General features: G+C 65.5%; 17 protein-coding genes. 16 read left to right on the top strand and 1 reads right to left on the bottom strand.

The features are described 5' to 3' along the window. Window positions 1-45 precede the first annotated feature (45 nt). The 5 genes from recC to RAK07_RS03345 all read left to right on the top strand — a co-directional run bounded on the left by recC (window position 46) and on the right by RAK07_RS03345 (window position 11775). Entirely contained in the window at window positions 46-3279 is a 3234-nt protein-coding gene (gene recC / locus RAK07_RS03365) for an exodeoxyribonuclease V subunit gamma (RefSeq protein ID WP_305731439.1), read from the top strand. Further along, on the top strand, window positions 3276-6815 hold the full coding sequence (recB, locus tag RAK07_RS03360; RefSeq protein WP_305731438.1) for an exodeoxyribonuclease V subunit beta: 3540 nt from the start codon (window positions 3276-3278) through the stop codon (window positions 6813-6815). The genes recC and recB overlap by 4 nt, the downstream gene beginning before the upstream one ends. After that, entirely contained in the window at window positions 6802-8604 is a 1803-nt protein-coding gene (recD, locus tag RAK07_RS03355; protein ID WP_305731437.1) for an exodeoxyribonuclease V subunit alpha, read from the top strand. Before recB ends, recD begins: the two co-directional genes overlap by 14 nt. Window positions 8605-8697: 93 nt before the next feature. Next, window positions 8698-10308 carry a GTPase HflX gene (hflX, locus tag RAK07_RS03350; RefSeq protein ID WP_305731436.1) on the top strand — a complete coding sequence of 537 codons (1611 nt, stop codon included), beginning with the start codon at window positions 8698-8700 and terminating at the stop codon, window positions 10306-10308. 57 nt (window positions 10309-10365) lie between these two features. Further along, window positions 10366-11775, top strand: coding sequence for a penicillin-binding transpeptidase domain-containing protein (locus RAK07_RS03345; RefSeq protein ID WP_305731435.1), 1410 nt, complete (start codon window positions 10366-10368; stop codon window positions 11773-11775). On the opposite strand, the gene RAK07_RS03340 is transcribed toward RAK07_RS03345, so the two are convergent. Continuing rightward, on the bottom strand, window positions 11678-12400 hold the full coding sequence (locus RAK07_RS03340; RefSeq protein WP_305731434.1) for a UDP-2,3-diacylglucosamine diphosphatase: 723 nt from the start codon (window positions 12398-12400) through the stop codon (window positions 11678-11680). The two genes, RAK07_RS03345 and RAK07_RS03340, sit on opposite strands and share 98 nt — an antisense overlap. Before the next feature lie 59 nt (window positions 12401-12459). On the opposite strand from RAK07_RS03340, the gene RAK07_RS03335 reads away from it, so the two are divergent. The 11 genes from RAK07_RS03335 (at window position 12460) to msbA (ending at window position 24368) form a co-directional block, all read left to right on the top strand. Then, window positions 12460-12900 (top strand): UPF0158 family protein, encoded by a 441-nt coding sequence (locus tag RAK07_RS03335; RefSeq protein ID WP_305731433.1) that lies wholly within the window; start codon window positions 12460-12462, stop codon window positions 12898-12900. A 13-nt stretch (window positions 12901-12913) separates the two neighbouring features. Beyond that, window positions 12914-13993 (top strand): AI-2E family transporter, encoded by a 1080-nt coding sequence (locus tag RAK07_RS03330; RefSeq protein ID WP_305731432.1) that lies wholly within the window; start codon window positions 12914-12916, stop codon window positions 13991-13993. Beyond that, a complete protein-coding gene (locus RAK07_RS03325) occupies window positions 13990-16185 on the top strand; it encodes a heavy metal translocating P-type ATPase (RefSeq protein ID WP_305731431.1) in 2196 nt (731 codons plus the stop codon). Before RAK07_RS03330 ends, RAK07_RS03325 begins: the two co-directional genes overlap by 4 nt. Before the next feature lie 12 nt (window positions 16186-16197). Further along, window positions 16198-16773 (top strand): flavodoxin family protein, encoded by a 576-nt coding sequence (locus RAK07_RS03320; protein WP_305731430.1) that lies wholly within the window; start codon window positions 16198-16200, stop codon window positions 16771-16773. A gap of 7 nt (window positions 16774-16780) precedes the next feature. Beyond that, window positions 16781-18064: a 3-deoxy-D-manno-octulosonic acid transferase gene (locus RAK07_RS03315; protein ID WP_305731429.1), complete on the top strand. Its 1284-nt coding sequence runs from the start codon at window positions 16781-16783 to the stop codon at window positions 18062-18064. Further along, the gene (gene lpxK, locus RAK07_RS03310) at window positions 18061-19155 is read left to right on the top strand and encodes a tetraacyldisaccharide 4'-kinase (RefSeq protein ID WP_305731428.1); all 1095 of its coding nucleotides are present in this window, start codon (window positions 18061-18063) and stop codon (window positions 19153-19155) included. The genes RAK07_RS03315 and lpxK overlap by 4 nt, the downstream gene beginning before the upstream one ends. 25 nt (window positions 19156-19180) lie before the next feature. Next, window positions 19181-19357, top strand: a complete 177-nt coding sequence (locus tag RAK07_RS03305) for a Trm112 family protein (RefSeq protein ID WP_305731427.1) — start codon at window positions 19181-19183, stop codon at window positions 19355-19357. After that, window positions 19354-20415, top strand: a complete 1062-nt coding sequence (gene waaF / locus RAK07_RS03300) for a lipopolysaccharide heptosyltransferase II (RefSeq protein WP_305731426.1) — start codon at window positions 19354-19356, stop codon at window positions 20413-20415. Before RAK07_RS03305 ends, waaF begins: the two co-directional genes overlap by 4 nt. Beyond that, window positions 20412-21422, top strand: coding sequence for an NAD-dependent epimerase (locus RAK07_RS03295; protein ID WP_305731425.1), 1011 nt, complete (start codon window positions 20412-20414; stop codon window positions 21420-21422). Before waaF ends, RAK07_RS03295 begins: the two co-directional genes overlap by 4 nt. An 87-nt stretch (window positions 21423-21509) precedes the next feature. After that, window positions 21510-22592, top strand: coding sequence for a GDP-mannose 4,6-dehydratase (gmd, locus tag RAK07_RS03290; protein ID WP_305731424.1), 1083 nt, complete (start codon window positions 21510-21512; stop codon window positions 22590-22592). Between the two features lie 57 nt (window positions 22593-22649). Continuing rightward, window positions 22650-24368 carry a lipid A export permease/ATP-binding protein MsbA gene (gene msbA, locus RAK07_RS03285; RefSeq protein WP_305731423.1) on the top strand — a complete coding sequence of 573 codons (1719 nt, stop codon included), beginning with the start codon at window positions 22650-22652 and terminating at the stop codon, window positions 24366-24368. Window positions 24369-24486: the final 118 nt, after the last annotated feature.

The following is a 24486-nucleotide window of genomic DNA, read 5'->3' as shown; positions in this document are numbered from 1 at the left end:
TACTGATACGGTTGTCCGGGGCATGGCGCGGCAGGAGTGCCCGCCATGCCCTTTTTCGTTCTCTGCACGGTTATTCCCATGCCCCTCACCATCTACACCAGCAACCGGATGGAACACCTGGTAACGGCCCTGGCCGGCGTTCTGGCGGTGCCGCCGGACGATCCGCTGACACCGGAACTGATCGTCATGCAGAGCCGGGGGATGCAGCGCTGGCTCACCATGGAGCTGGCCGGGCGCTTCGGCATCTGGGCCAACTGCGCCTGCCCCTTTCCCAACGCCCTGGTGGCCGATCTGTTCAGGCGGGTGCTGCCGGAGGAACACGAGAACGACGATTACTCCCGCGAGGTGCTGACCTGGCGGATTCTGAAGCTGCTTCCCTCGTTGCTGGCAACCGAGGCGGCCGCACCGCTCAGACACTACTGCGGCCGGGAGCGTGACGGCCTGGGCCGCTTCCAGTTGGCGGAGCGGATCGCCGACACCTTCGACCAGTACACGCTCTTCCGACCGGAGATGCTACTCGCCTGGGAGAACGGTGCCGCAGGCGACGGGGATCAGCAGTGGCAGGCGGAGCTCTGGCGCCTCATCACCGCCGAAAGCCGCGGCAACCACCGGGCGCGACTGCGCTCCCTCTTCCGGGAGCGGCTGCGGCGGCCCCCATCCCCCACCGCCGGGCTGCCGGCCCGCATGGCGCTCTTCGGCATCTCCTACCTTCCCGGCTACCACCTCTCCATCCTGGAGGCGGCGGCCCGCCACATCGAGATCAACCTCTTCCTGCTCAGCCCAACCCGCGAATACTGGGCCGACATCATCCCCCGCCGTCGCCGGGAACGGCTGACCCCCCTGGAGCGGGCCATTGTCGTGGAGGGAAACCCGCTGCTGGCCTCCTTGGGCAGGCTGGGGCGCGACTTCTCCGACCTGGCCCTCAACCTGGCGGAGCGGGCCGGCAGCCAGCAGGACCTGTACCACGACCCGGGCAGCGACACGCTGCTGCACGCCCTCCAGTCCGACATGCTCAACCTGCGGGGCGCCGATAGCAACGAACGGTTGTCCCTCGACCCCGGCGATCGCTCGGTGATGATCCATTCCTGCCACGGTCCGATGCGGGAACTGGAGGTGCTGCACGACAACCTGCTCTTCCTGCTGGACAGCGGCAGCGGCCTGGAGTGCCGCGACATTGTGGTGATGACCCCCGACATCGAGACCTACGCTCCCTACATCGCGGCGGTGTTCGGTGCCACCCGGGACCCGGCCCGCTCCATCCCCTACTCCATCGCCGACCGCCGGCTGGCCAGCGAAGGGGAAACCACGGCGGCCTTCCTGAAACTGCTGGCACTGCCCACCGGCCGCCTGACCGCCGTGGAGCTGCTGGATCTCCTCGCTACGCCGCCGGTACGCAGCCGTTTCGAGCTGAACGAGGAGGATATCCCGCTGGTCCGCGACTGGCTTGAGGAGAGCGGCATCCGCTGGGGACTGGATGAAGCCGACCGCAGCCGGCACGGCCTGCCCGGCTATCGCGATCACTCCTGGATGGCCGGGCTGGACCGCCTGCTGTTGGGACTGGCCATGCCCGACGAGGGGCTTACCGTTGCCGGCATCCTCCCCTTTGATGCCATGGAAGGGGCACGCACGCGTATCCTGGGCTGCCTGCTGACGTTTGTCGTCACCGTACGCCGGACCGTGGAAGCCCTGAACCTCCCCCGTCCCCTGGCCGACTGGCGGTACCGGATACTCAGTCTGCTGGACGACTTTCTGGTCGACGACGATGCCGGCGCCCACGAACGCAGCATCATTGCCGGCATTGCGGAGAGTCTCGACGAAATTGCCGAACGTTCCGGCTTCCGGGATGAGGTGGAGCCGGCATTGATCCGTGCCTGGTTCGCCGGCCGGCTGCAGCAGCAGGAGCAGGGACAGGGGTTCATGACCGGCGGGGTCACCTTCTGTGCCATGCTGCCGATGCGCAGCATTCCGTTCCGGGTGGTGGCCCTGATCGGCATGAACGACGGTGCCTTTCCCCGGAAGAGCCGTCCGCCGGGCTTCGACCTGATCGCCCGTCATCCCCGGCCGGGAGATCGGTCCCTGCGGGACGAAGACCGCTACCTGTTTCTGGAAGCGCTCCTCTCTGCCCGGGATTGCCTGTATATCAGCTACGTGGGCCAGAGCCTGCGGGACAACGGCGACCTTCCTCCCTCGGTACTGGTCAGCGAATGTATTGACTGCATCGAGCGCAGGTATCGCAGCGATGACGGCCAGCCGCTGGCGGAGCGCCTGGTCACCCGCCACCCTCTGCACCCCTTCAGCAGCGCCTACTTCACCCCGGGTTCGGGGCTGTTCAGCTATGGGGCGGAAAACGCTACCGCGCTGCAGGAGCGCACTGGGGGCCTCCGTCCCGCTCCCTTCATCGCCGCCCCCCTCGGAGACCCCGCCGCTCCTCCCCGTGAAGTGGCCCTGGAGCAGCTGATCCGCTGCTTCAGCAACCCCAGCCGCTGGTTCCTCGAACAGCGCCTGGGCATCCGCTTTCCCCGTCAACAACTCCCCCTGGAAGAGCGGGAACCGTTCGGGCTGGAGGGATTGACCGCCTACCAGCTGCGTGCCGACCTGCTGCAGCAGGTGCTGGATGACCGCGATCCCGGCCAGCAGCTCGCGGCGCTGCGCGGACGGGGCCTGCTCCCCCCCGGTCGCCACGGCGAGCTGCTGCTGGCCGACGAGTTGGAAACGCTCCAGCGCTTTGCCCCGCGAATCCGGCAGGCGATTGCCGGGGAGAACCGACGGGAACCGCTGGAATTTTCCCTGGAGATCGACGGCTGCCTCCTGTCCGGGCGACTGGACCGGATTCATGACAGCACCATGCTGCGTTACCGGTACGCCCGTTTGAAAGCCACGGATCTGCTGCGTACCTGGCTGGAGCACCTGGCACTGAACGCCGCGGCCCCGCCGGATTACCCCCGGCAGACCCTGCTCATCCAGAGCGACGGCAGCCGCAGGTACCGACCGGTGGGAACGGCGCGTGAGCTGCTGGCGGAACTGCTGACCTACTACCGCCGGGGGCTCTCCGCGCCCCTCCCCTTCTTCCCCGAATCCTCCCTGGCCTGGGCCCGCAGCAACGACCCGGAAAAGACCCGCCGGCAGTGGCGCGACAGCTTCGCCGGTCCGGGCGAGGGGAGCGAGCCGCATATCCATCGCTGTTTCGGCGACCGGGAGCCCTTTGGCGAGGAGTTCCGCGTCACTGCCGCCGCCATACTGGGGCCGCTCTTACACTGCCTGGCAGAGGAGCCGTCATGACCGAACTGGATCATCTGACGGTTGAGCTGGCCGGCACCACCCTGATCGAAGCCGGCGCCGGTACCGGCAAGACCTATGCCATCGTCTGCCTCTACCTGCGCCTGCTGCTCGAACGTCGTCTGCCGCCGGAACAGATTCTGGTGGTCACCTACACCGAGGCAGCAACCCAGGAGTTGCGGGGACGGATCCGCCGCCGCCTCCGCGAGGCCCTGACCGTTCTGGCAGGAGAGCCGACCGACGACCCGTTCCTGCACGGTCTCTGCGGTACCCATCCCGAGCCGGCCGTGGCACGGGGCCTGCTGGAAAGCGCCCTGGCAAGCTTCGACAGCGCCGCGATTTTCACTATCCACGGCTTCTGCCGGCGGGCACTGCAGGACCACGCCTTCGAAAGCGGTTCCCGCTACGAGGTGGAACTGATCACCGACCAGAGCCGCCTGCTGCGGGAGATCGTGGAGGATTTCTGGCGAACGCACTTCTTCGCTCCCCAGGAAGGGCTGACCGCCTTCGCCCTGCGCAACGGTCTCACCCCCGGCTCCCTCGGCACCTTTGTGACGGAACTGCTGCGCACTCCTGCCGGTCGGGTGGAACCGCTCTACGACGCGGCGGAAATCCTGCAGATGGAGGAGAACTGCCGCGGCCTCTTCCGGCAGGTGCGGGAGGCGTGGGCCGACATGCGGGACGAGCTGGTCACGCTGCTGGAAAACCACCGGGGGCTGAGTCGCTCGGAAAAATTCTACCGCGCCGACCGCCTGCCGGTGCTGGTGGCCGGCATGGACACCTTCACGGCGGGGGACGCTCCGTGCGAGCTTTTCACAGGATTTGACCGGTTCTGCAGCAGCACCATCGCAGCACAGCGACTGAAAAAGCATGAGCCCCCCGCCCACCCGTTTTTCGAACGCTGCGAGCAACTGCATCGGGCAGTCGGTGAGCGGCTGCTCGCGCTGCAAGGAGAGCTCTATACCTTCTGCCGCGACGAACTGCGCCGGCGCAAGGAGGAGCGGAACGTCCGCTACTTCGACGACCTGCTCAGTCATCTGCGGGAGGCCCTGCGGGGACCGGAAGGGGAGGCCCTGGCGGCGGTGCTGCGCACCAGCTATCCGGCTGCCCTGATCGATGAATTCCAGGACACCGACCCCTTCCAGTACGACATATTCAGTCAGATCTACAGCACCGCCACCCTGCCGCTCTTTCTGATCGGTGACCCGAAGCAGGCGATCTACAGCTTCCGGGGGGCCGACATCTTCGCCTACCTGCGCGCCGCCGGTGAAACGGCGCCATCCCGCCGTTTCACGCTCACCGTCAACCGTCGCTCCACCCCCGGACTGCTCCGGGGTCTCAACACCCTCTTCGGCAGCCGTCCCGCCCCCTTTGTCCATACCGCCATCGTCCACCATCCGGCCCGCCCGGCCGACGACTGGCCCTGCGACGAGCTGCAGGCCCCCGGCGACCCGGCCCCCCTGCAGGTCTGGCACCTGGCGGACGAGGAACGCCCTCTCTCCATCGATGCCGCCACCGGCCGGGCCGTCACCGCCACGGCCGGCGAGATCGCCCGGCTACTCGGGGAGGCCCGGCGCGGGCTGGCGAAGATCGGCGACCGCCCCCTTTCCCCCGGCGACATCGCCGTCATCGTCCGCAGCCACCGCCAGGGGCAGCTCATCCAGCAGGCCCTGCAGTCCCTGGCCATTCCCAGCGTGATGCGCAGCGACGCCACGGTGTTCGCCAGCCACGAAGCCGTCGAGCTCTGTATCCTGCTGCGGGCCCTTACCTCCCCCGCCGACGAGACGCTGCTGCGCACCGCCCTGGCCACCGATCTGCTGGGCAGGTCGGCCACCGACATCGCCGCACTGCTGGTGGACGAGCCGGCCTGGGAGGAGCTGCTGCTCCGCTTCCGTGAGTATCACCAGCTCTGGCTGGACAAGGGGTTCATGGTCATGGGCCGGTGGCTTCTGGAGCGGGAGCAGGTGCGGGGACGCCTGTTGGCCCATCCGGACGGTGAGCGCCGCCTGACCAACCTGCTGCATTGTCTCGAACTGCTCCATGATACCGCCTACCGGCAGGGCCTGGGACCGGAGGCGGTTACAGTCTGGTTCGCCGAACGGGTGGCCGCCGGCGACTGCGGCGAGGAATACCTGCTGCGCCTGGAAACCGACGAGAGTCTGGTCAGAATCGTCACCATCCACGTCAGCAAGGGACTGGAGTACCCGGTGGTCTTCTGCCCGTTTGCCTGGAACGGCGGCAGCGACGTCGGTCCGGTGCTCACCCTGCATGACCGTTTCGAGATGGTGAAGGATTTCGGTTCCCCCGCCTACGCCCGGCGCCTGCCGGAGGCCCGGCGGGAGCTGTTGTCCGAGAACCTGCGACTCTTGTACGTTGCTCTGACCCGCGCCCGCTGCCGCTGCTACCTGGTTGCAGCCGATGCCGGCACCGGCGACCGGCGGCATCTCTCGCCCCTGGACTGGCTGCTGACAACGGCAGACGGAGAGCACACAGCCACGCTTGCGCACCGACTGCGGGAACTGGCCGCCACCTCTGGTGGGGCCATCAGTGTCTCTCCGCTGCCGGAAGCTCCGCTCCCCGCCCCCCTGCGCAACGACCACCAGATGCGGCAGCAGCCGGTCCCCCGGGTGATGGCCGCGCCTCTGCGCAACGACTGGCGGGTCGCCAGCTTCACCGCCTTGGCCGCCGGCGACGGCCGTCGGTACGAGTTGCCGGACCGGGACGAAACCGGCGACCGGCCGGAGTCGTCGGCAGACGCCCCCGGCAAGCGCAGCATTCTTACATTTCCCCGTGGCGCCCGTGCCGGCATCTTCCTGCATGAGCTGCTGGAACAGCTCGACTTTGCCGCGCCGTCTCCCGACGGCATCCGGCAGCAGGTGGCCCGCGGCCTGGAAAAGCACGGATTCGAGTCGGAATGGCTGCCTGCGGTGGCCGCCATGCTGCAGAATCTGCTCACGCTTCCCCTCTCCGCTCCGGAGGGGAGCTTCACCCTGGGGGAACGGCCGCCGGGAAGCTGGCTGTCGGAGCTTGAGTTCTTCTTCCCGCTGCAGCTCATCAATTCCGGACAGCTGGCCGCCTGCCTGCGCGCCCATGGCGGACAGCACCAGCAGGTGGACGGCCCGGCTCTGGCCTCACTCCTGCGCTTCAAGCCGGTGCGCGGCATGCTCAGGGGATTCGTGGACCTGGTGCTGCGCCAGGGGGAGCGCTACTACCTGCTGGACTGGAAATCCAACCACCTGGGCTACCGGATTGAAGACTATGCCCCCCCGGCTCTGCAGCGGGAGATGGAGCGCAACCTCTATCCGCTGCAATACCTGCTGTACACCGTGGCCCTGCACCGCTACCTGGGCCTGCGGCTGCCGGGGTATGACTACGACCGGCACTTCGGCGGCGTGATCTACCTGTTCCTGCGGGGACTCTCTCCCCGGCACGGCGAATCCTACGGCGTCTTCCGGGACCGGCCCTCCCGACACCTGATCGAGGAGCTGACCCGGTTGTTGATTGCTCTGGAAAAGGAAACCAATGATGTCGCTGCCTGACGTGGCTCCCCTTGACCGACAGTTTGGCGCGTTCATCAGCCGCCTCGCCGGCAGCGACGCTTCCCCGCTGCTGGAGGCTCTGGCCGCCTTGACCGCCGCCGCGTTGCGCAGCGGCCACGTCTGCCTTGACCTGGTTCCCCTGGCGGGTGACGGCCTGCGACTGGCGGGGGAGACGATCCCCGTCCCCTCCCTGGAAGAGGTAACCGTTCTGCTGCACGGCACTGCCGTGGTGGGTGCACCCGGCGAGTACAGACCGCTGATCCTGGACCGGGGCGGTCGCCTCTACCTCTACCGCTACCACCGCTATGAGCGGCAGTTGGCCGACGACCTTCTGGCCCTGGCCGGCAGCGCCGCACAACCGCCGGACGCAGACCGGCTGGCCGAGGGGCTGGAGCGGCTCTTTCCTGACGCCGGCGGGCCGCAGCCGGATCGCCAGCGTCAGGCGGCCCTGACGGCACTGCACCGGCGGCTCAGCATCATCTCCGGCGGGCCGGGCACCGGCAAGACCGCCACCGTGGTCAGAATACTGGCCCTGCTGCTGGAGCAGGCAGCCGACGGGCTGCCGCCGCGTATCGCCTTGGCTGCCCCCACCGGCAAGGCCGCCGCCCGGTTGCGGGAATCGATCCGCACCGCCCGGGAAACCCTCCCCTGCGACGAGCGAATCCGGCAGCTGATTCCGGACCGGGCGGTCACCCTGCACCGCCTGCTGGGCACCCGGCCCGGATCGGTGCGGTTCCGCCACTGCCGAGACAATCCCCTTCCCAGTGACGTCGTCATCGTCGATGAAGCCTCCATGGTATCGCTGCCGCTGATGGCCAAACTGACCGCAGCGCTCAAACCGGGGGCACGGCTGATTTTGCTGGGGGACCGGGATCAGCTGGCCTCGGTGGAGGCGGGAGCGGTACTGGGAGATATCTGTGCCGGCGGAGACGGCAGCGCAGCAGCAGGGGAACCGTCACCCCTCGCCCGCACTATCACCGTACTGACCCGGACCTACCGCTTCAGGGAAGGGGGGGGCATCGGCGCCCTGGCTGCAGCGATGAACGCCGGTGACGGTCGGCGCGCCCTGGCGGTGCTGGATGGAGAACAGGAGAGTGTCGCCCTGCGGGAGCTGCCCGCTCCGGGGGAACTGAAACGGGAACTGCGGCAGAGTGTCATTGATGGGTTTCGCCCGTACCTGACGGCACCGACACCGGAGGAGGCCCTGGCTCGTTTTGCCGATTTCCGGCTGCTGACGCCGCTGCGCCAGGGAACGCTGGGCGTGGAGGGGCTGAACCGCCTGGTGGAAGAGCTGCTGACGGACGAGGGGCTGATCCGGCCACTGGGCCGCTGGTACGCCGGCCGGCCGGTACTGGTCACGGTCAACGCCCCGGCCTTGCACCTGTTCAACGGCGACATCGGCATCGCCTGGCCCGATCCGGCAGCAGCGGGACAGCTGCGGGTCTGCTTCGTCGATCCGGACGGAGGAAGCAGGTGGCTGGCCCCGGCCCGGTTGCCGGACCATGAAACCGCCTTTGCCCTCACCGTGCACAAGAGTCAGGGGTCGGAGTTCTCGCGCCTGCTGCTGCTGCTCCCCCGCCAGGACAGCGCCCTGCTGACCCGCGAACTGCTCTACACCGCCGTCACCCGGGCCAGGGAGCGCGTGGAACTCTGGGGAGACCGGGAACTGCTGCACGCTGCCATTTCCCGGCGGATCGAGCGGAATTCCGGGCTGCGGGAGGCGCTGTGGCCGTGCTGCCCGGTTGATCCCCCGATCGTCCCGCTGGCATTCCCGGCAAAATTGAGCTAGAATTCCTGCCCGAGCAACCATTTCCCGCAGCAGCGTCCGGAGCCGACCATTCAGGATATTCACGGCAATCTTGCAGGCCTTCGCCAAAGCCAGTTGAAACCGCTGGAACGGCTCTACCGTCGCCGGGTGGCGCCGGATGAGTGCTGCTCCGGCGAGCTTGCCCGGCTGTTGGTGGAGCTCTCCCAGAGCCTTCGCCGCCAGATCGGTCTGCTGATCAACCGCCAGGGAAGCGTGGTCATGGTGCTGGTGGGCGACGAAAAGGGGCTGCTGATCCCGGAACTGCCCGATTATCCCCTGGGGCGCAAGCGGCTGCGCGGCCTGCGCCTCATCCATACCCACCTGAAGGGTGAACCGCTCACCGAAGACGACCTCACCGACCTGAAGCTGCTGCGCCTTGACCTGATAGCCGCTCTCTCCGCAGTGCCGGGCAGCTCGGTCCCCCTCATCCACCTGGCCCATCTGGCCCCCACCCCCGCCGGCATCGCCCTCTGTCCGCAGCAGCCGTTTGAACGGCTGCAGGGGTACGGCAGCGACGATATCGTCGATCTGGAGCGTGACCTGGAACGGGCGCTTGGTGCCGGCACCCGTGCCGACGACGGCCGGGAACGGGCCATCCTGATCTCGGTGAAGGCCGCCGGCGAGCGGCGCGAGGCGGAGGATTCCCTGGACGAACTGGCCGAACTGGCCCGCACCGCCAACGTCGAGGTGCTGGACCGTTTCATTCAGCTGCCCCGCAAACTGAACCCGCGCACCCTGATGGGAGAGGGAAAACTGCAGGAAGTGGTGATCCGCGCCCTGCAGCGGGGGGCCACCCTGCTGATCTTCGACCAGGAACTGACCCCGGCCCAGGTGCGGGCCGTTTCCGCCATGACCGAACTGAAGGTGATCGACCGCAGCCAGTTGATCCTGGACATCTTCGCCCGGCGGGCCACCAGCCTGGACGGCAAGGTGCAGGTGGAACTGGCCCAGCTCAAGTACCTGCTGCCCCGCCTGATCGGCAAGGGGGTGCAGATGTCCCGGCTGATGGGGGGGATCGGCGGCCGGGGACCGGGGGAAACCAAGCTGGAGATCGACCGTCGCCGCATTCGCGATCGGATCACCGCCCTGGAGCGGGAACTGGAGAACCTCTCCCGGGGCAGGGAACAGCGGCGCAGCCGCCGGGTCCGGGCCGGGGTGCCGATCATCTCCATCGTCGGCTACACCAATGCCGGCAAATCGACCCTGCTGAACGCCCTGACCAAGAGCGAGGTCTTCACCGAGAACCTGCTCTTCGCCACCCTGGATACCTCCAGCCGCCGGCTGCGTCTCCCCCGTGACCGGGAGGTGATCATCACCGACACCGTCGGCTTCATCCGCTCCTTGCCCGACTCCCTCCTGGGAGCCTTCAAGGCGACGCTTGAGGAGTTGCGGGACGCCGACCTGCTGCTGCACTTGGTGGACGCATCCAACCCGCGCTTCGAAGACCAGATCAAGCAGGTGCGGGCCATCCTTGAAGAGCTGGAGCTGTCCGACAAACCGGAGCTGGTGGTCTTCAACAAGACCGACCGGCTGGAAGGGTTGAAAAAGAAGGACACCATCGCCTTCCTGCGGATCGCCCAGGCGCGCAGGCGCTACAATGCCATCAGTATTTCCGCCGTGGAGCGGACCAGCCTGGCACCGCTGCTGGAAGAGCTGAAGGGCCGTTTCTGGCCCGACGCCGATTGACAGGCAGGGGTCGGATGCCCTATAGTGGCGGTCCAGAATCGATGGACGAGGAGCAGCATGAGGGATTTCAAAGGCAGCGGAACGCATACCCGCAGAAACAGGGGCCGCAGGCGTCTGAAACTGCTGGGGATGGTTGTCCTTCTGGCGCTGCTGCTGATACCCGCGACGGTGTTGCTGGTCCGCAAGGGAGCCGACGCCGTCGCCTTCCGTCCGAAACAGCCCCCCACCCCGCCGCTGCCCACGGGAGACGCCCTGTTCCCGGTCGCCTGTTCCCTGTTGCCCCACGCCACGGAGGCGGCGGGCAGCCTGTCGGCTCCGGCCTACGACGGCACCCTGCTGCGCTACAGCATCAACCCCCGCTTCCAGCAGGAGATGCAGGAGTACCTTGAGGAGTACCGCCCCCCCTACGCCCTGTTCATCGCCCTGGAACCGGCAAGCGGCCGGATACTGTCCCTGAACGCGTCGTCCCAGCATCCCGCTTGGAGCCTTGACGCCGCCTATCGGCTGTTTCCGATGGCGTCCCTCTTCAAGGTGGTCACCGCGGCGGCGGCACTGGAGCGGGGTGCGGTAACCCCCTCCACGGAGATGACGTTTCGGGGACGGGCGGTGTCGGAAAACCCGGACGGCTGGGACCCCCATCCCCGGCGGGGCGGCCAGCGGATGGACCTGACCCAGGCCATGGGCAAATCGGTCAACCCGGTGTACGGCAAGCTGGCCAGCGATCTGCTGGGAAAACAGGCCCTTGAGGCCACCTGTGCCAACTTCGGCTTCAACCGTCCCCTGCTGGCATCCCTGCCGCTACAGCCCAGCCGGGCCGCGGTGCCGGACACGGTGCGGGGACTGCGCCTGATGGGGTCGGGGCTGGACCATGGGCTCCAGGTATCGCCGCTGCACGCGGCAGCCATTACCGCGGCCATCGCCAACAACGGGGTGATGATGGCGCCGCGCCTGGTGGACAGCACCATCCGCGATGGCCAGGAGGTTCCCTTCGAGCCCCCCCGCGAGTTGGCCCGCGTGGTGCAGCCCAAGGTCGCCGAGGACCTGCGCCGGATGCTGCTCACCACCGTCACCAGCGGCACCTCGGGCCGGGCCTTCCGGACCCACGACGGACGCCGGCTGCTGAGTGTCATGCAGGTGGCCGCCAAGACCGGCAGCATCAGCGGTGACGACCCGGCGGGGCATTACAGCTGGTTCACCGCCTACGCCCCGGCGGACAACCCGAAAATTGCGGTGCTGGCGTTGGTGATCAACGACGGCAGGTGGCGGATCAAGGCGTCACAGGTGGGGGAACATGCCCTGACCACCTTCTTCAAGGATGAGGTGGAGCAGGCGCCGCCGTTGCCGCAGGTGCGGGCGTCGGTGAGGAAGCTCAGCGAGACGAAGCATAGGAAGACAGTGAAAACGAACCGTTCTCAAGCTGTCCGTAAGAAAAGTGCTCAATCCAGTCCCCGAGGGACAGCAGGGTAAAGCCGTCACGCTGTTCCAGCAACGGCTGGTGGAAATGGCCCAACACCAGGGCGTCGCCCCCCCCCGCCCGGATCGTGGCGGCAAAGGAACGGATGATGGCGGTGTAATCCCAGCGCACGCGGTCATGACGGTAGCGGCGTTGACTGCTCCGCTGCAGGCTGCTGCGGATGCGGTGCAACACCCCGGCCGGCACCAGTCCGGCTGCCAGCGGGGTAACAGGGTTGCGCAACAGCAGGTAGAGCAGACGGTAGCGCCAGTCGGCCCGGTTCACCAGGTCACCGTGGCAGAGATAGAGCCGCATGCCATCGACCTCCAGCGTCACCGGCCCCCGGTACAGTTCGCAGCCGATCCGCCCGGCAAAGGCGGCACCCAGGTGGAAGTCGTGGTTCCCTTCCAGGTAGACCAGGCGGGTGCCGCTGCGGGAGAGAGTTGCCAGGGCATCCAGTACCGCCTCCTGTTCCGGAAACTCCAGGGAGGGCAGGCCGACCCGGAAGTCGAACAGATCCCCCAGGATGCAGAGCAGATCGGTCCTGCCCCGCTGTTCGTCGAGAAAGTGCAGCAGCAGCCGGTAGTTGGCGTCGTCGGAATGGCGCAGATGGGCGTCGGCGAGAAAGATGGCACGCATGGTGGCGCGATTGTGCAGCGCCGCAGCCTGCCTGTCAACCGAAAGAAAAGGAGCAGCAGATGCCGTACAGTGTCACCGTGGCCTGGGATCACCTGGTCAAGGCCTTTGCCAATATGGAAGCGGACCGGATCTATTTCTTCGACCGGATGACCGGGGAGATTTTCTCCGTGGGAGCCGATCTGGAAGACAGCTTCTGGGAGCAGATGGAACGCCAGCAGGAGCGGTTTCTGGCCATCCCCCCCCTGGACCGCGCCGACGAACGCCGCATTCTGACCGGCTTCCTGCATGCCCAGGAAGACCAGGAGCTGCGCCGGCTGCTGGAGCATGCCCTCTCCGGCAAGCCTCCCTACGTCAACCCGGCCGATATCCTTCCCTTTTTCCCGGAACAGGAGGACCGTCTGGCGGAACTGCGCGACTCCTTCGTCAGCAACCGGGTCATGGCTTGGCTGGAAGAACACAACCTCTTTTCCCACTCCACCAGCCTGCACGCCGTCAACTGAGCGGGCTTCCGCCATGTCTCCCCTTGAACCGTTTACCAGCCAGCGATCAGGCAGTCATACCCGCCTGATCGCCGCTATCATGCTGGTGGCGGTGATCGTTCTGATCGGCTACGGCCTGCGCCATACCATCTCCAGTTTCCTGCTCTCCTTCGTCATCGCCTACCTGCTGGACCCGCTGGTCGTGCAGCTGGAAGTGCGCCGTTTCCGGCGCATACACGCCATCATCCTGGTTTACCTGGTATTGGGGGTGCTGACCGTTTTCTGCCTCACCTTCCTGGTACCGATGCTGACCATCAACTGGCACAACCTGGTGCAGAACCTGCCCGACTACCTGCAACGGCTCAAGCTGCTGCTGGCCGACTGGCAGGCCCACCTGCCGGCCCAGTACGGCTCCGAGGAAATCCGCTGGCTGACCGACAAGCTGACCGGCAACGTGGACACCATGCTGCAGGCGATCAGCGCCTGGTTCTACGACTTTGCCGGCGGCGTGGCCTTTAACGTCTTCAACATCCTGCTCTCGCCGGTGCTGGTCTTTTTCATGCTCTACTACAAGGGGCGGATCAGTGAAACCCTGGAGTCCTGGATACCGCCCCGGCGGCGGCCGCTGGTCCTGACCATCAGCAACGAGGTGAACGACAGCATCGGCGGCTACGTACGGGGCCAGGTGCTGGTCTCCATCATGGTGGCGCTGGTGCTGATCCCCCCCCTCTACCTCCTGGACATCCCCAGCCCGATCCTCTGCGGACTGTTTGCCGGCGCCGCCTCGGTGCTGCCGTTCATCGGCGTGGTGCTGGCCCTGTTGCCCGCCCTGCTGCTGGCCTGGCTCAAGTTCGGCACCGGCGCCATTCTGTTCAAGGTGCTGCTGGTCTTTTCCATTGTCTACTTCCTTGAGGGATACCTGATCAAACCGCTGGTCTTCAAGAAGTCGATGAACCTGAACCCCCTGCTCTCCATCATTGTGGTCATGGCCTTCGGCGAACTGATGGGGTTCTGGGGAGTGCTGCTGGCACTGCCGCTGACCGCCGCCATCAAGATCGCCTGGGAACACTGGCTCTCCGGCGATTTCGACCGGATACCCGGGGAGGACGCATGAACGACCAATCCGAACATCCGGCCACCGAACTGACCTTCGGTGTCACCGGCCTGCATTGCGCCTCCTGCGTGGCCCGGCTGGAAAAGGCGCTGCTGGCCCATCCCGCCGTTTCCACCGCCGTAGTCAACCTGGCCGCCTCCAGCGGTTTTGTCCGGTTCGATCCCGCGCAGATGGACAAGGATGCCCTGTTCCAACTGGTGCGGGAAACCGGCTACACGCCGGTGAACGAGGAGCAGGTCGAGGAGGCGGAACAGGATGAACTGCGGCAGCAACGCCGCTGGTTCCTCTTCTCCCTGGTGCTCTCCCTGCCGATCATGGCCACCATGACCCTGCACCACCTGCGGGAGATCGGTTGGCTGAACCTGATCCTGGCCACCGTCGTCCAGTTCAGTGCCGGCCTGGCCTTCTATCGCGGCGCCTGGTCCGCCCTCAGAAACGGCAGCAGCAACATGGACCTTTTGGTGGCCCTGGGCACTACCGCCGCCTGGGGCTACTCCGTCGCGGCCTTTTTCGGCCTGCTGGGCAGCAGCCACGACGTCTTCTTCGAAACTTCGGCCTGGCTGATCACCTTCATCCGGCTGGGCAAGTACCTGGAGGCGCGGGCACGGGGCAAGGCGGGAGAAGCCTTGAAAAAACTGGCCCGCCTGCAGGCCGACCGGGCCCGGCTGGTGACTGCCGACGGCGAGCAGGAGATCCCTGCCTCCCTGGTCAGGGTGGGGGATCTGGTGGTGGTGCGCCCCGGCGAGACCATTCCGGTGGACGGCGAGGTGGTGGAGGGGCGTTCCAGCGCCGACGAGGCGATGATCACCGGCGAATCCCTGCCGGTGCCCAAGCAGCCGGGAGACAGCGTCACCGGCGCCACCCTCAACCAGAACGGCCGTCTGGTGGTGCGGGCCACCCGCACCGGTGAAACCACCCTGCTGTCCCAGATCATCCGCATGGTACGGGACGCCCAGGGGGATAAGGCGCCGATCCAGCGGTTCGCCGACGCCGTTTCCGCCTGGTTCGTGCCGGCGGTGGTGCTGCTGGCCCTGGCGGTGTTTGCCGTCTGGCTGCTGCTGTTCAAGGTTCCCTTCGTCACCGCCTTCACCTTCGGCATTGCCGTGGTGGTCATCGCCTGCCCCTGCGCCATGGGACTGGCCACCCCCACCGCCATCATGGTGGGCAGCGGCGTGGCCCTGTCCCGGGGCATCCTGGTCAAGAAGGGCTCGGCCCTGGAGACCATCGCCCGCCTGCAGGTGATGCTGCTGGACAAGACCGGCACCATCACCGCCGGCACGCCGGTGGTGACCGATCTGGTTCCCCTGCCGGGGGTGGACCGCGGTCAGCTGCTCTTCTGCCTGGCCACCGCCGAACATGCCTCCACCCACCCCTTGGCCCAGGCTGCGGTGGCTGCCGCCGCGGCCGAGGGAATCGCTCCCGCTGCGGCCGACGACATCCACGAGAGCGAGGGACACGGCATCAGCTGCCGCCACGACGGCCGACGACTGTTGGCAGGCAACCGCCGCTTGATGGAGCGGGAGGGGGTCCGGTGCGCCGCAATCGATGAAACCGCGGAGCAGCTGGCATCCGGCGGCAAGTCGCTGATCTACGTTGCCGCCGACACGACCCTGCTGGGAATCGTGGCCGTGGCCGACACGGTGAAACCCACGTCAATCGGGGCCATTGCCGATCTGAAGCGGCTGGGGATCAGGACCGTCATGGTCACCGGCGACCATGCCGCCGTGGCCGCCGCCGTGGCGGCCCAGACCGGGGTGGATGACTTCGAGGCCCAGGTGCTGCCGGGCCGCAAGCTGGAGCTGGTCAAAGAACAGCAGGAGCGGGGACTGGTGACCGCCATGACCGGAGACGGCATCAACGACGCCCCGGCCCTGGCTGCCGCCGACGTGGGGATCGCCATCGGCGGCGGCACCGACGTGGCCCGGGAGACCGGCGACATCGTCCTGATCCGGGACGACCTGCAGGATGTGGTGCGGGCCGTCACCATCGGCCGGGCCACCCTGGCCAAGGTCAAGCAGAACCTCTTCTGGGCCCTGATCTACAACCTGATCGGCATCCCGGTGGCCGCCGGTCTGTTTTCTTCCTGGGGGATCGTGCTCAAGGCCGAGTACGCCGGTCTGGCCATGGCCTGTTCATCGATATCGGTGGTGCTGAACTCCCTGTTGCTCAAGCGGGTAACCAACAGACTGTAGGAGGGAATTCTCATGAAGGTAGTCGCATTCAACGGCAGTGCCCGCAAGGACGGCAACACCGCCAAACTGATCAACTACGCCTTTGAGGAGTTGAACAAGGAGGGGATCGAGACCGAACTGGTGCAACTGGCCGGCCGGCCGATCCACGGCTGTATCGCCTGCTACAAGTGCTTCAGCGCCAAAGACCGCCGCTGCGACGTCACCGACGACGTGATCAACGAGTGTCTTGAAAAGATGGACCAGGCCGACGGCATCATCATCGGTTCCCCCACCTACTTCGCCGGCATCAGCCCCGAAGCAAAGGCGTTGATCGACCGCTGCGGCATGGTGGCCCGGGCCAATGGCGACATGTTCAAGCGCAAGGCAGGGGCCGGGGTGGTGGCGGTGCGCCGGGGCGGCGCGATCCACGTCTTCGACACCATCAACCACTTCTTCACCATCGGCCAGATGATCATCGTCGGCTCCAGCTACTGGAACATCGGCATCGGCCGCACCATCGGCGAGGTGGAGCAGGATGAGGAGGGGATCAAGACCATGCGGGACCTGGGAACCAACATGGCCTGGCTGCTGAAAAAAATCGCCGGCTGACGGGGCGATGCTGCTCGCGCTCTACCAGATCCTTGCCCTGCTGCTGCTGCCGCTGCTGCTCCCCTGGCATCTCTACCGTTCCCTGAGCAGGGGACGGTCGCCAGGGTTTGCCGAACGGCTGGGATGGCTGCCGTCGGCAGTGACAAAGCGGCTGGCCGGTCGGCCGGTGATCTGGCTCCACGCCGTTTCCGTGGGGGAGGCCATGGCGGCCCGCCCCCTGCTCAAAGCCCTGAAGAGCCGCTACCCCGACCACGGCCTGCTGATGTCGGTCACCACCGAAACCGGCCGCGCCGTGGCGGCGGGGTTTCCGGAGCCGGACTGCTGCATCTACTTCCCCTTTGACGTTCTTCCGGCGGTGCGGGCGGCCCTCACCAGCGTCGCCCCCCGCCTGATCATCATCATGGAGACCGAAATCTGGCCCACGTTCTGCCGGGAGGCGGATCGTCGCGGCATTCCGCTGTTGCTGGTGAACGGCCGGATTTCCGACCGCTCCATCGGTCGCTACCGCAAACTGGCCTGGTTCTTCCGTCACCCCCTGGCCCTGTTCTCCCACTGCTGCATGCAGAGCGACGCGGACCGCGACCGGATCATCGCCATCGGCGCACCGGAAGAGCGGACCATGGTCTGCGGCAATCTGAAGTACGACATCCCCTGGCGCCAGGTGCCGGTGGAGGAGCGTCACGACCTGCGTCGCCAGTACGGTATTCCGGCCGGTCGGCTGGTGGTGGTGGCCGCCAGCACCCACCCCGGCGAAGAGGAACTGCTGGTGCCGGTCTGGCGCCAGGCAGCGCAGCAACGTAACGACCTGCAACTGGTGCTGGTGCCGCGTCATCCGGAGCGGGCAGGCGAGGTGGCGGCGCTGATGGAGAAAAACACCCTGGCCTGCCGTCGCCGCACCACCCTGACCGATGGTGCCGTGCTGGCTCCCGGTCAGGTACTGCTGGTGGACACGGTGGGTGAGTTGATGAAGCTGTACGCCCTGGCCGATCTCGCCTTTGTGGGGGGCAGCCTGGTTCCCACCGGCGGCCACAACCTGCTGGAACCGGCCTCCCTGGGGATTCCCCTCATCTTCGGTCCCCACATGGCCAATTTCCGGGATATCGCCGCCCTGGCCCTGCAGTACGGCGCCGGGGTGCAGGTGACCGATACTGCGGAACTTGCCGAGGCGCTGAAAGAGTTCCTGAACAGTCCGGACCTGCGCCAGGTGCTCGGCGCCAACGGCCTGAAGATGCTGCGGGACAGCGGCGGCGCCACGGAACGGATCATGGACGTGGTGGCCCGGTCCCTGTGAAAAGTCGCCTGGAGTCATACTGGCGCGCCATGGCCGACGGCAGCAACCGCAGCCCGGGAGCCCGCCTGCTTACCCTGGTGCTGCTGCCGGTTGCGCTGCTGTACGGCGCCCTGCTGGGGCTGCGTCCCCTGTTCTACCGCTGGCGGCTGTTCACCACCCACCGCCTGCCCGTGCCGGTGATCTCCATCGGCAATATCACCGTGGGGGGGACCGGCAAGACCCCGGTAACCGCCCTGGTGGCCAAGCTGTTGATGGATCAGGGGCTGAAGGTGGCGGTGCTCTCCCGGGGATACGGCGGCTCCCTGGAGGGAAGCTGCGCCGTGGTCTCAGACGGCGGCTCGCTGCTGCTTACCCCGCAGCAGTGCGGCGATGAGCCGTATCTGCTGGCCCGTTCTCTGCCGGGGCTGTCAGTGGTTGTGGGTGCGGACCGCTACCGGGCCGGCCAACTGGCCGTCCGGCAACTCAGCCCCGATGTGTTCCTGCTGGACGACGGGTTCCAGCATCTCCGTCTGTACCGCGACCTGAATATTCTGCTCCTGGACTGCCGCCGCCCCTTCGGCAACGGCCTCTCCCTGCCGGCGGGGCTGCTGCGGGAACCGCGGGGCGCTGCAGAGCGGGCCGATCTGCTGATTCTTACCCGCTGCAACGACGCTGCCCCTGCAGCAGCGCTGCCCGACCGTCCCTGCTGCCGCTCACGCCACCGGCTGGTGTCGTTCCATCGGCTGGACAATGGGACGCCGTTGGATGTATCGTTGCTCGCCGCTGCCCGGACCGTAGCCTTTGCCGGTATTGCCGATCCTGCGGGATTCTTCAGCGCTCTGGAAGCGACTGGTATCCGGCCGATAGCCCGGCTTCCACTGCCGGATCATGAGCCCTACGGCGGGGAAACCCTGGGGCTGCTGGAACAGATGCAGCAGGCCGCTCAGGCGGCGTGGCTGCTGACCACGGAGAAAGATGCCGTCAAGCTGCTGGCGGTCGACGAGCAGCTGCGCAGCCGCATCGTGGCGGCACGGCTGGCGGTGGAGCTGGAGGATGCCGCACCGCTTACGCAGGCCTTGGAGCGGGTCATCCAACAATGCCGTCTGGCGTGAACATCTCACAAGGAACTGATCAACAATGGACAGCACCCTCCTGAACATACTGGCCTGCCCGGCCTGCAACGGTCCGCTGGAACAGGCGGGAAACAACCAGGGGCTGCTCTGCCGCACCTGCGGCCTGCTGTTCCCGATGATCGACGACATCCCGGTGCTTTTGCTGGAGGAAGCGGAACGCCTGCAGGAGACGGAGCCGTGAGCCGCCGGCAACCACCCGCAGCGCAACGCATCCTGGTCAGGGGGGTCAACTGGCTCGGCGATGCGGTCATGACCACCCCGGCCCTGCAGGCAGTGCGGGAAACCTGGCCCAACGCGGAGATCTTCCTTTTGGCCAACCCGCTGGTCTCCCAGTTGCTGCTCAACCATCCGGCGCTGGACCGGGTGATCACCTTTGACCGCTCCGGCAGCCACAAGGGACTGTTCGGACGATTGCGGCTTGCCGCGGACCTGCGGCGGGAGCGGTTCGACCTGGCCCTGATCCTGCCCAACTCCTTCGACTCGGCCCTGGTGCCGTTTCTGGCCGGTATCCCCCAACGGCTGGGCAAGGCGTCCGACGGGCGCAGCCTGCTTCTGACCGGTCGCTACCGGGAGCCGCTGCAGGAGCCGCCGATCCACGAAGTGCAGTATTACTGCAACCTGCTGGCACATTTCGGCATCACCGGCCCGGCCCGCGATCCGTTTCTGGCGGTGACCCCGCAGGAAGAGGCGGAGGCTGCCGCCTTCCTGACGGAGCAGGGAATCGGCCCGGAAACGCCCCTGCTGGGAATCAACGCCGGCGCCACCTTCGGCTCGGCCAAGCGCTGGTATCCGGAGCGGTTTGCCGAGGTGGCACGGCAGCTGGCCGGTGAGTGGGGAGCGCGGACCGTGCTGTTCGGCGGCCCCGGTGAGCAGGACATCGTCAGGGTTATTGACGGGGAGCTGGCCGGAAACTGCCTCAATCTGGCGGGAAAAACCTCGGTGCGCCGGCTGATGGCTCTTATCAAACGCTGCTCCTTCGTGGTCACCAACGACTCCGGCCCCATGCATATCGCCGCCGCTTTCGGCGTGCCGCTGGTGGCGATCTTCGGCCCCACCGACCATACCGGCACCGCCCCCTGCAGTGAGCGGGCCGTGATCGTCCGCCACGACGTTGAGTGTGCCCCCTGCAAGCTGCGCCACTGCCCCACCGACCACCGCTGCATGACCGCCATCAGTGCCGACGAGGTGGTGGCGGCGGCGCGGGCACTGCGGCAGTCGCTCGACAAGGAGATGTCATGAGTACGTTCCTGGTTACCGGCGTTGCCGGCTTCATCGGCTACCATGTTGCCAGTCGCCTGCTGGAGCGGGGCGAGCGGGTGACGGGATGCGACAACCTGAACGACTACTACGCGGTCTCCCTCAAGGAAGCCCGCCTGGCGCGGCTCACGGAACACGCCGGGTTCCGGTTCGTCCGGGCCGATCTGGCCGACCGCGATGCCACGGCGACCCTCTTCGCCGGGGAGCGTTTCGACGCCGTCATCCATCTGGCGGCCCAGGCCGGGGTCCGCTACTCCCTGGTCAACCCGGCAGCCTACATCGACAGCAACCTGACCGGATTCGCCAACCTTCTGGAAGGGTGCCGGCGGCAGGAGACCCCGCACCTGGTTTACGCCTCCTCCAGCTCGGTCTACGGCGCCAACAGCACGGTTCCCTTTTCCGAGCACCACACGGTGGACCATCCCCTCTCCCTCTACGCCGCCACCAAGAAGGCCAACGAACTGATGGCCCACAGTTACGCCGCCCTCTACGGCCTGCCCGCCACGGGGCTGCGCTTCTTCACCGCCTACGGCCCCTGGGGGCGGCCCGACATGGCCTATTTCTCCTTCACCCGCGCCATCCTGGCCGGCACCCCCATCGACCTGTACAACCAGGGCCGAATGCAGCGTGATTTCACCTACATCGACGACATCGTGGAGGGAATCCTCCGGGTCGCCGGGCAGCCCCCCGCCCCCGATCCGGGCTGGCGCAGCGACCATCCCGACCCGGCACGCAGCTTCGCCCCCTGGCGGGTGTACAACATCGGCAACAACCGGCCGGTGGAACTGCTGACCCTGGTGCAGACGCTGGAAGCGCACCTGGGCAGGAGCGCGGTTGTCAACTTCCTGCCGATGCAGCCCGGTGAGGTGCCGGTCACCTGCGCCGACATCGATGGACTGACCCGGGATACCGGCTTTGCTCCCGCCACCCCCCTCGACGAGGGGATTGGCCGATTTGTGGCTTGGTACCGCGCCTACTACGGCCTGTAAACGATCGGGCATTGACCTGCCGGGGAGGCTCAAGTAGGATGGTTTAATTTTGGCGAAAAGAACGCCAACTGAAGCGGGAGACACCTCATGAAAAAAGCACTCATCACCGGCATCACCGGCCAGGACGGCGCCTACCTGGCGGAGCTGCTGCTGGAAAAGGGGTATGAAGTACACGGCATCAAACGCCGCGCCTCGCTCTTCAACACCGACCGGATCGACCACCTCTACCAGGACCCCCATGATACCGGCCGCCGTCTGATCCTCCATTACGGCGACATGACCGACTCCACCAACCTGATCCGGATCATCCAGTCGGTGCAGCCGGACGAAATCTACAACCTGGCGGCCCAGTCCCACGTGGCGGTCTCCTTCGAGACCCCGGAATACACGGCCAATGCCGATGCCATCGGCCCCTTGCGTATCCTGGAGGCGATCCGCATCCTGGGGCTGGAAAAGAAAACCCGCTTCTACCAGGCCTCCACCTCCGAGCTGTACGGTCTGGTGCAGGAGATCCCCCAGAAGGAAACCACCCCCTTCTATCCCCGCTCCCCCTATGCGGTGGCCAAGCTGTACGCCTACTGGATCACCGTCAACTACCGCGAGGCCTACGGCATCTACGGCTGCAACGGCATCCTCTTCAACCACGAATCACCGGTGCGGGGGGAGACCTTCGTGACCCGCAAGATCACCCGGGCTCTGGCCCGGATCAAGCTGGGGCTGCAGGACTGCCTGTACCTGGGCAACCTGGATGCCCTGCGGGACTGGGGACACGCGAAAGACTACGTCGAGATGCAGTGGCTGCTGATGCAGCAGGATCAGCCGGAGGACTGGGTGATCGCCACCGGTCAGCAACACAGCGTGCGCGACTTCGTCAATGCGGCGGCCGAAGAGCTGGGAATCCGGATCACCTGGCAGGGAAGCGGCGTTGACGAGACCGGCACCGACCAGACCGGGGCGGTCATTGTGCGGGTCGACCCGCGCTACTTCCGGCCCACCGAGGTGGAGACCCTGCTGGGCGACCCGACCAAGGCACGGGAGAAACTGGGCTGGACTCCCCGGATCAGCTTCCGCGAGCTGGTGGCCGAGATGGTGCGGGAAGACCTGAAAAGCGCGGAGCGGGACGAACTGGTAAAAAAGCACGGCTACAGGGCATTTGACTACAATGAGTAACGGAGAGACCGGGGAGTTGGCCAAGCTTGGCAAAAAGCATGGTGCCAACCATTAATTATGAATAATTTCATCAGACTTACAAAATACTTGAAACCGTACTGGTGGCGCATAACCATTGCCGCACTGGCATCAACTGCCTATGGAGCAATGGACGGCGCCTTTGCATATTTCATAGCCCCTGTACTGAATAAAATTTTCGTGGCAAAAGACCTCCTGATTTTCTCACTTATGCCATTTTTGGTGATCATTTTATTTGCAATCAGGGGACTATGTCGCTTTGCAAACGAATTTTTCATGCGCTCTGCCGCACAACTGGCTGTCAATGATATACGCAAGGAGGTCTTTAGTAACTGCCTGCGCCTTGACTTGAGGTTCTTTCAGCGACACCAGACAGGCTCCCTGATATCACGAGTATTCAACGACGTTTACGTGATGCAGGATGGCGCCGGCAATATTATTACCAGCGTTTTTCGGGATGGCATCTCCGTTATTTCCTTGCTGGTGGTGATCTTTTATCGGGACTGGCAGTTGGCGATCATCTCGTTTCTGGCTATTCCACTGACCATATACCCGGCACAACTTATCGGAAAAAAAATCAAGCGTGTTTCGAAGATAGGCCAGGAACGTTCGGGCGACATAACCAGCATTCTTCAGGAGGCCTTCAGCGGCATAAAAGTAATCAAGGCATTTGGTCTCGAAAAGCGCCAGATCGATAAATTCGCCAAATCAAATGAAGATTTTTACCACTATTTCAGAAAAGGGATCAAATACAGTAGCCTATCAGCACCGGTTATCGAGATCATCACATCCTTTGGCATAGCCGGTGTAATTTTCTTTGGCGGCAAATCGGTTATGTCGGGCAGGATGACGGCGGCCGACTTTTTCTCATTTGTTACCGCCATGGCACTAGTCTACTCCCCTTTTAAAAAACTTCTCAGCACCTACAATGACAGTCAGCGCTGTCTGGGTGCGGCTGAACGGGTATTTGAAATCATTGATGCCCAGCCGGAGATTGTAGACCCTCCCCATGCGACGGCCCTGCCCCATACGCAGGGGATTGTGGAGTTCAAAAACGTCAGCTTCAAGTATGCGGACAATACGATCCTGGAAGATATCAACCTTGTGGCGCAAAAGGGCCAAATCATCGCGCTGATCGGCCCCTCCGGCGCGGGCAAAACCACCCTCGTATCGCTTATTGCCAGGTTTTTTGATGTTTCTGACGGCGTCGTGACGCTGGATTCTCACGATGTTCGCTCCATCCGCCACTCAGACTTGGTCAGCCAGCTTTCTTTGGTAGACCAGGAAACCATTCTCTTCAATGACACGATTGCCAATAATATCCGCTATGGTCGCCCCGATGCCTCACTCGACAAGGTCGAGCAGGCTGCCCGGGCTGCCTACGCCCACGACTTTATCAGTGCCATGCCCGAAGGATATGAAACGAACATTGGCGACCGTGGGGTTCGGCTTTCAGGCGGACAGCGTCAGAGAATCTGCATTGCCCGCGCACTGCTCAAGGATGCCCCGGTGTTGATTCTTGACGAAGCAACCAGCGCGCTCGACACCGAAAGCGAGAAAATGGTCCAGGAAGCCCTGGAAAATCTGATGAAGAACCGGACAACGTTTGTCATCGCCCATCGCCTCTCGACGGTGTTGCATGCCGACACGATATTGGTCATGGACCAGGGACGCATTGTGGAGCGGGGCACCCATAAACAGCTTGTGGCCCAAAACGGTCTTTACACACGGCTTTACGAGATGCAGTTCAAGGATTGACAACGTCTCTCCCCCGCAGGAGTCGGCACCGCAGCATCCGGTGAGCCCTGTTGTCAACAGGCCCCCTTGTTCTGCGCCGAACCAGGAGGAGGGGGACACGTCGTTCGCCAAGGAGACT

It is taken from the genome of Trichlorobacter ammonificans, from assembly GCF_933509905.1.
GTDB classification, from domain to species: domain Bacteria; phylum Desulfobacterota; class Desulfuromonadia; order Geobacterales; family Pseudopelobacteraceae; genus Trichlorobacter; species Trichlorobacter ammonificans.
The sequence above is the reverse complement of the archived record's forward strand: the minus strand, read 5'-3'. Positions and strand labels throughout refer to the sequence as shown.

Excerpts from the sequence above, each read along its gene's own strand:
- recC (WP_305731439.1), top strand. The coding sequence starts at position 46 with ATGCCCTTTTTCGTTCTCTGCACGGTTATTCCCATGCCCCTCACCATC.
- recB (WP_305731438.1), top strand. The coding sequence starts at position 3,276 with ATGACCGAACTGGATCATCTGACGGTTGAGCTGGCCGGCACCACCCTG.
- recD (WP_305731437.1), top strand. The coding sequence starts at position 6,802 with ATGTCGCTGCCTGACGTGGCTCCCCTTGACCGACAGTTTGGCGCGTTC.
- RAK07_RS03345 (WP_305731435.1), top strand. The coding sequence starts at position 10,366 with ATGAGGGATTTCAAAGGCAGCGGAACGCATACCCGCAGAAACAGGGGC.
- RAK07_RS03340 (WP_305731434.1), bottom strand. The coding sequence starts at position 12,400 with ATGCGTGCCATCTTTCTCGCCGACGCCCATCTGCGCCATTCCGACGAC.
- RAK07_RS03335 (WP_305731433.1), top strand. The coding sequence starts at position 12,460 with ATGCCGTACAGTGTCACCGTGGCCTGGGATCACCTGGTCAAGGCCTTT.
- RAK07_RS03330 (WP_305731432.1), top strand. The coding sequence starts at position 12,914 with ATGTCTCCCCTTGAACCGTTTACCAGCCAGCGATCAGGCAGTCATACC.
- RAK07_RS03325 (WP_305731431.1), top strand. The coding sequence starts at position 13,990 with ATGAACGACCAATCCGAACATCCGGCCACCGAACTGACCTTCGGTGTC.
- RAK07_RS03320 (WP_305731430.1), top strand. The coding sequence starts at position 16,198 with ATGAAGGTAGTCGCATTCAACGGCAGTGCCCGCAAGGACGGCAACACC.
- RAK07_RS03315 (WP_305731429.1), top strand. The coding sequence starts at position 16,781 with ATGCTGCTCGCGCTCTACCAGATCCTTGCCCTGCTGCTGCTGCCGCTG.
- RAK07_RS03305 (WP_305731427.1), top strand. The coding sequence starts at position 19,181 with ATGGACAGCACCCTCCTGAACATACTGGCCTGCCCGGCCTGCAACGGT.
- RAK07_RS03295 (WP_305731425.1), top strand. The coding sequence starts at position 20,412 with ATGAGTACGTTCCTGGTTACCGGCGTTGCCGGCTTCATCGGCTACCAT.
- gmd (WP_305731424.1), top strand. The coding sequence starts at position 21,510 with ATGAAAAAAGCACTCATCACCGGCATCACCGGCCAGGACGGCGCCTAC.
- msbA (WP_305731423.1), top strand. The coding sequence starts at position 22,650 with ATGAATAATTTCATCAGACTTACAAAATACTTGAAACCGTACTGGTGG.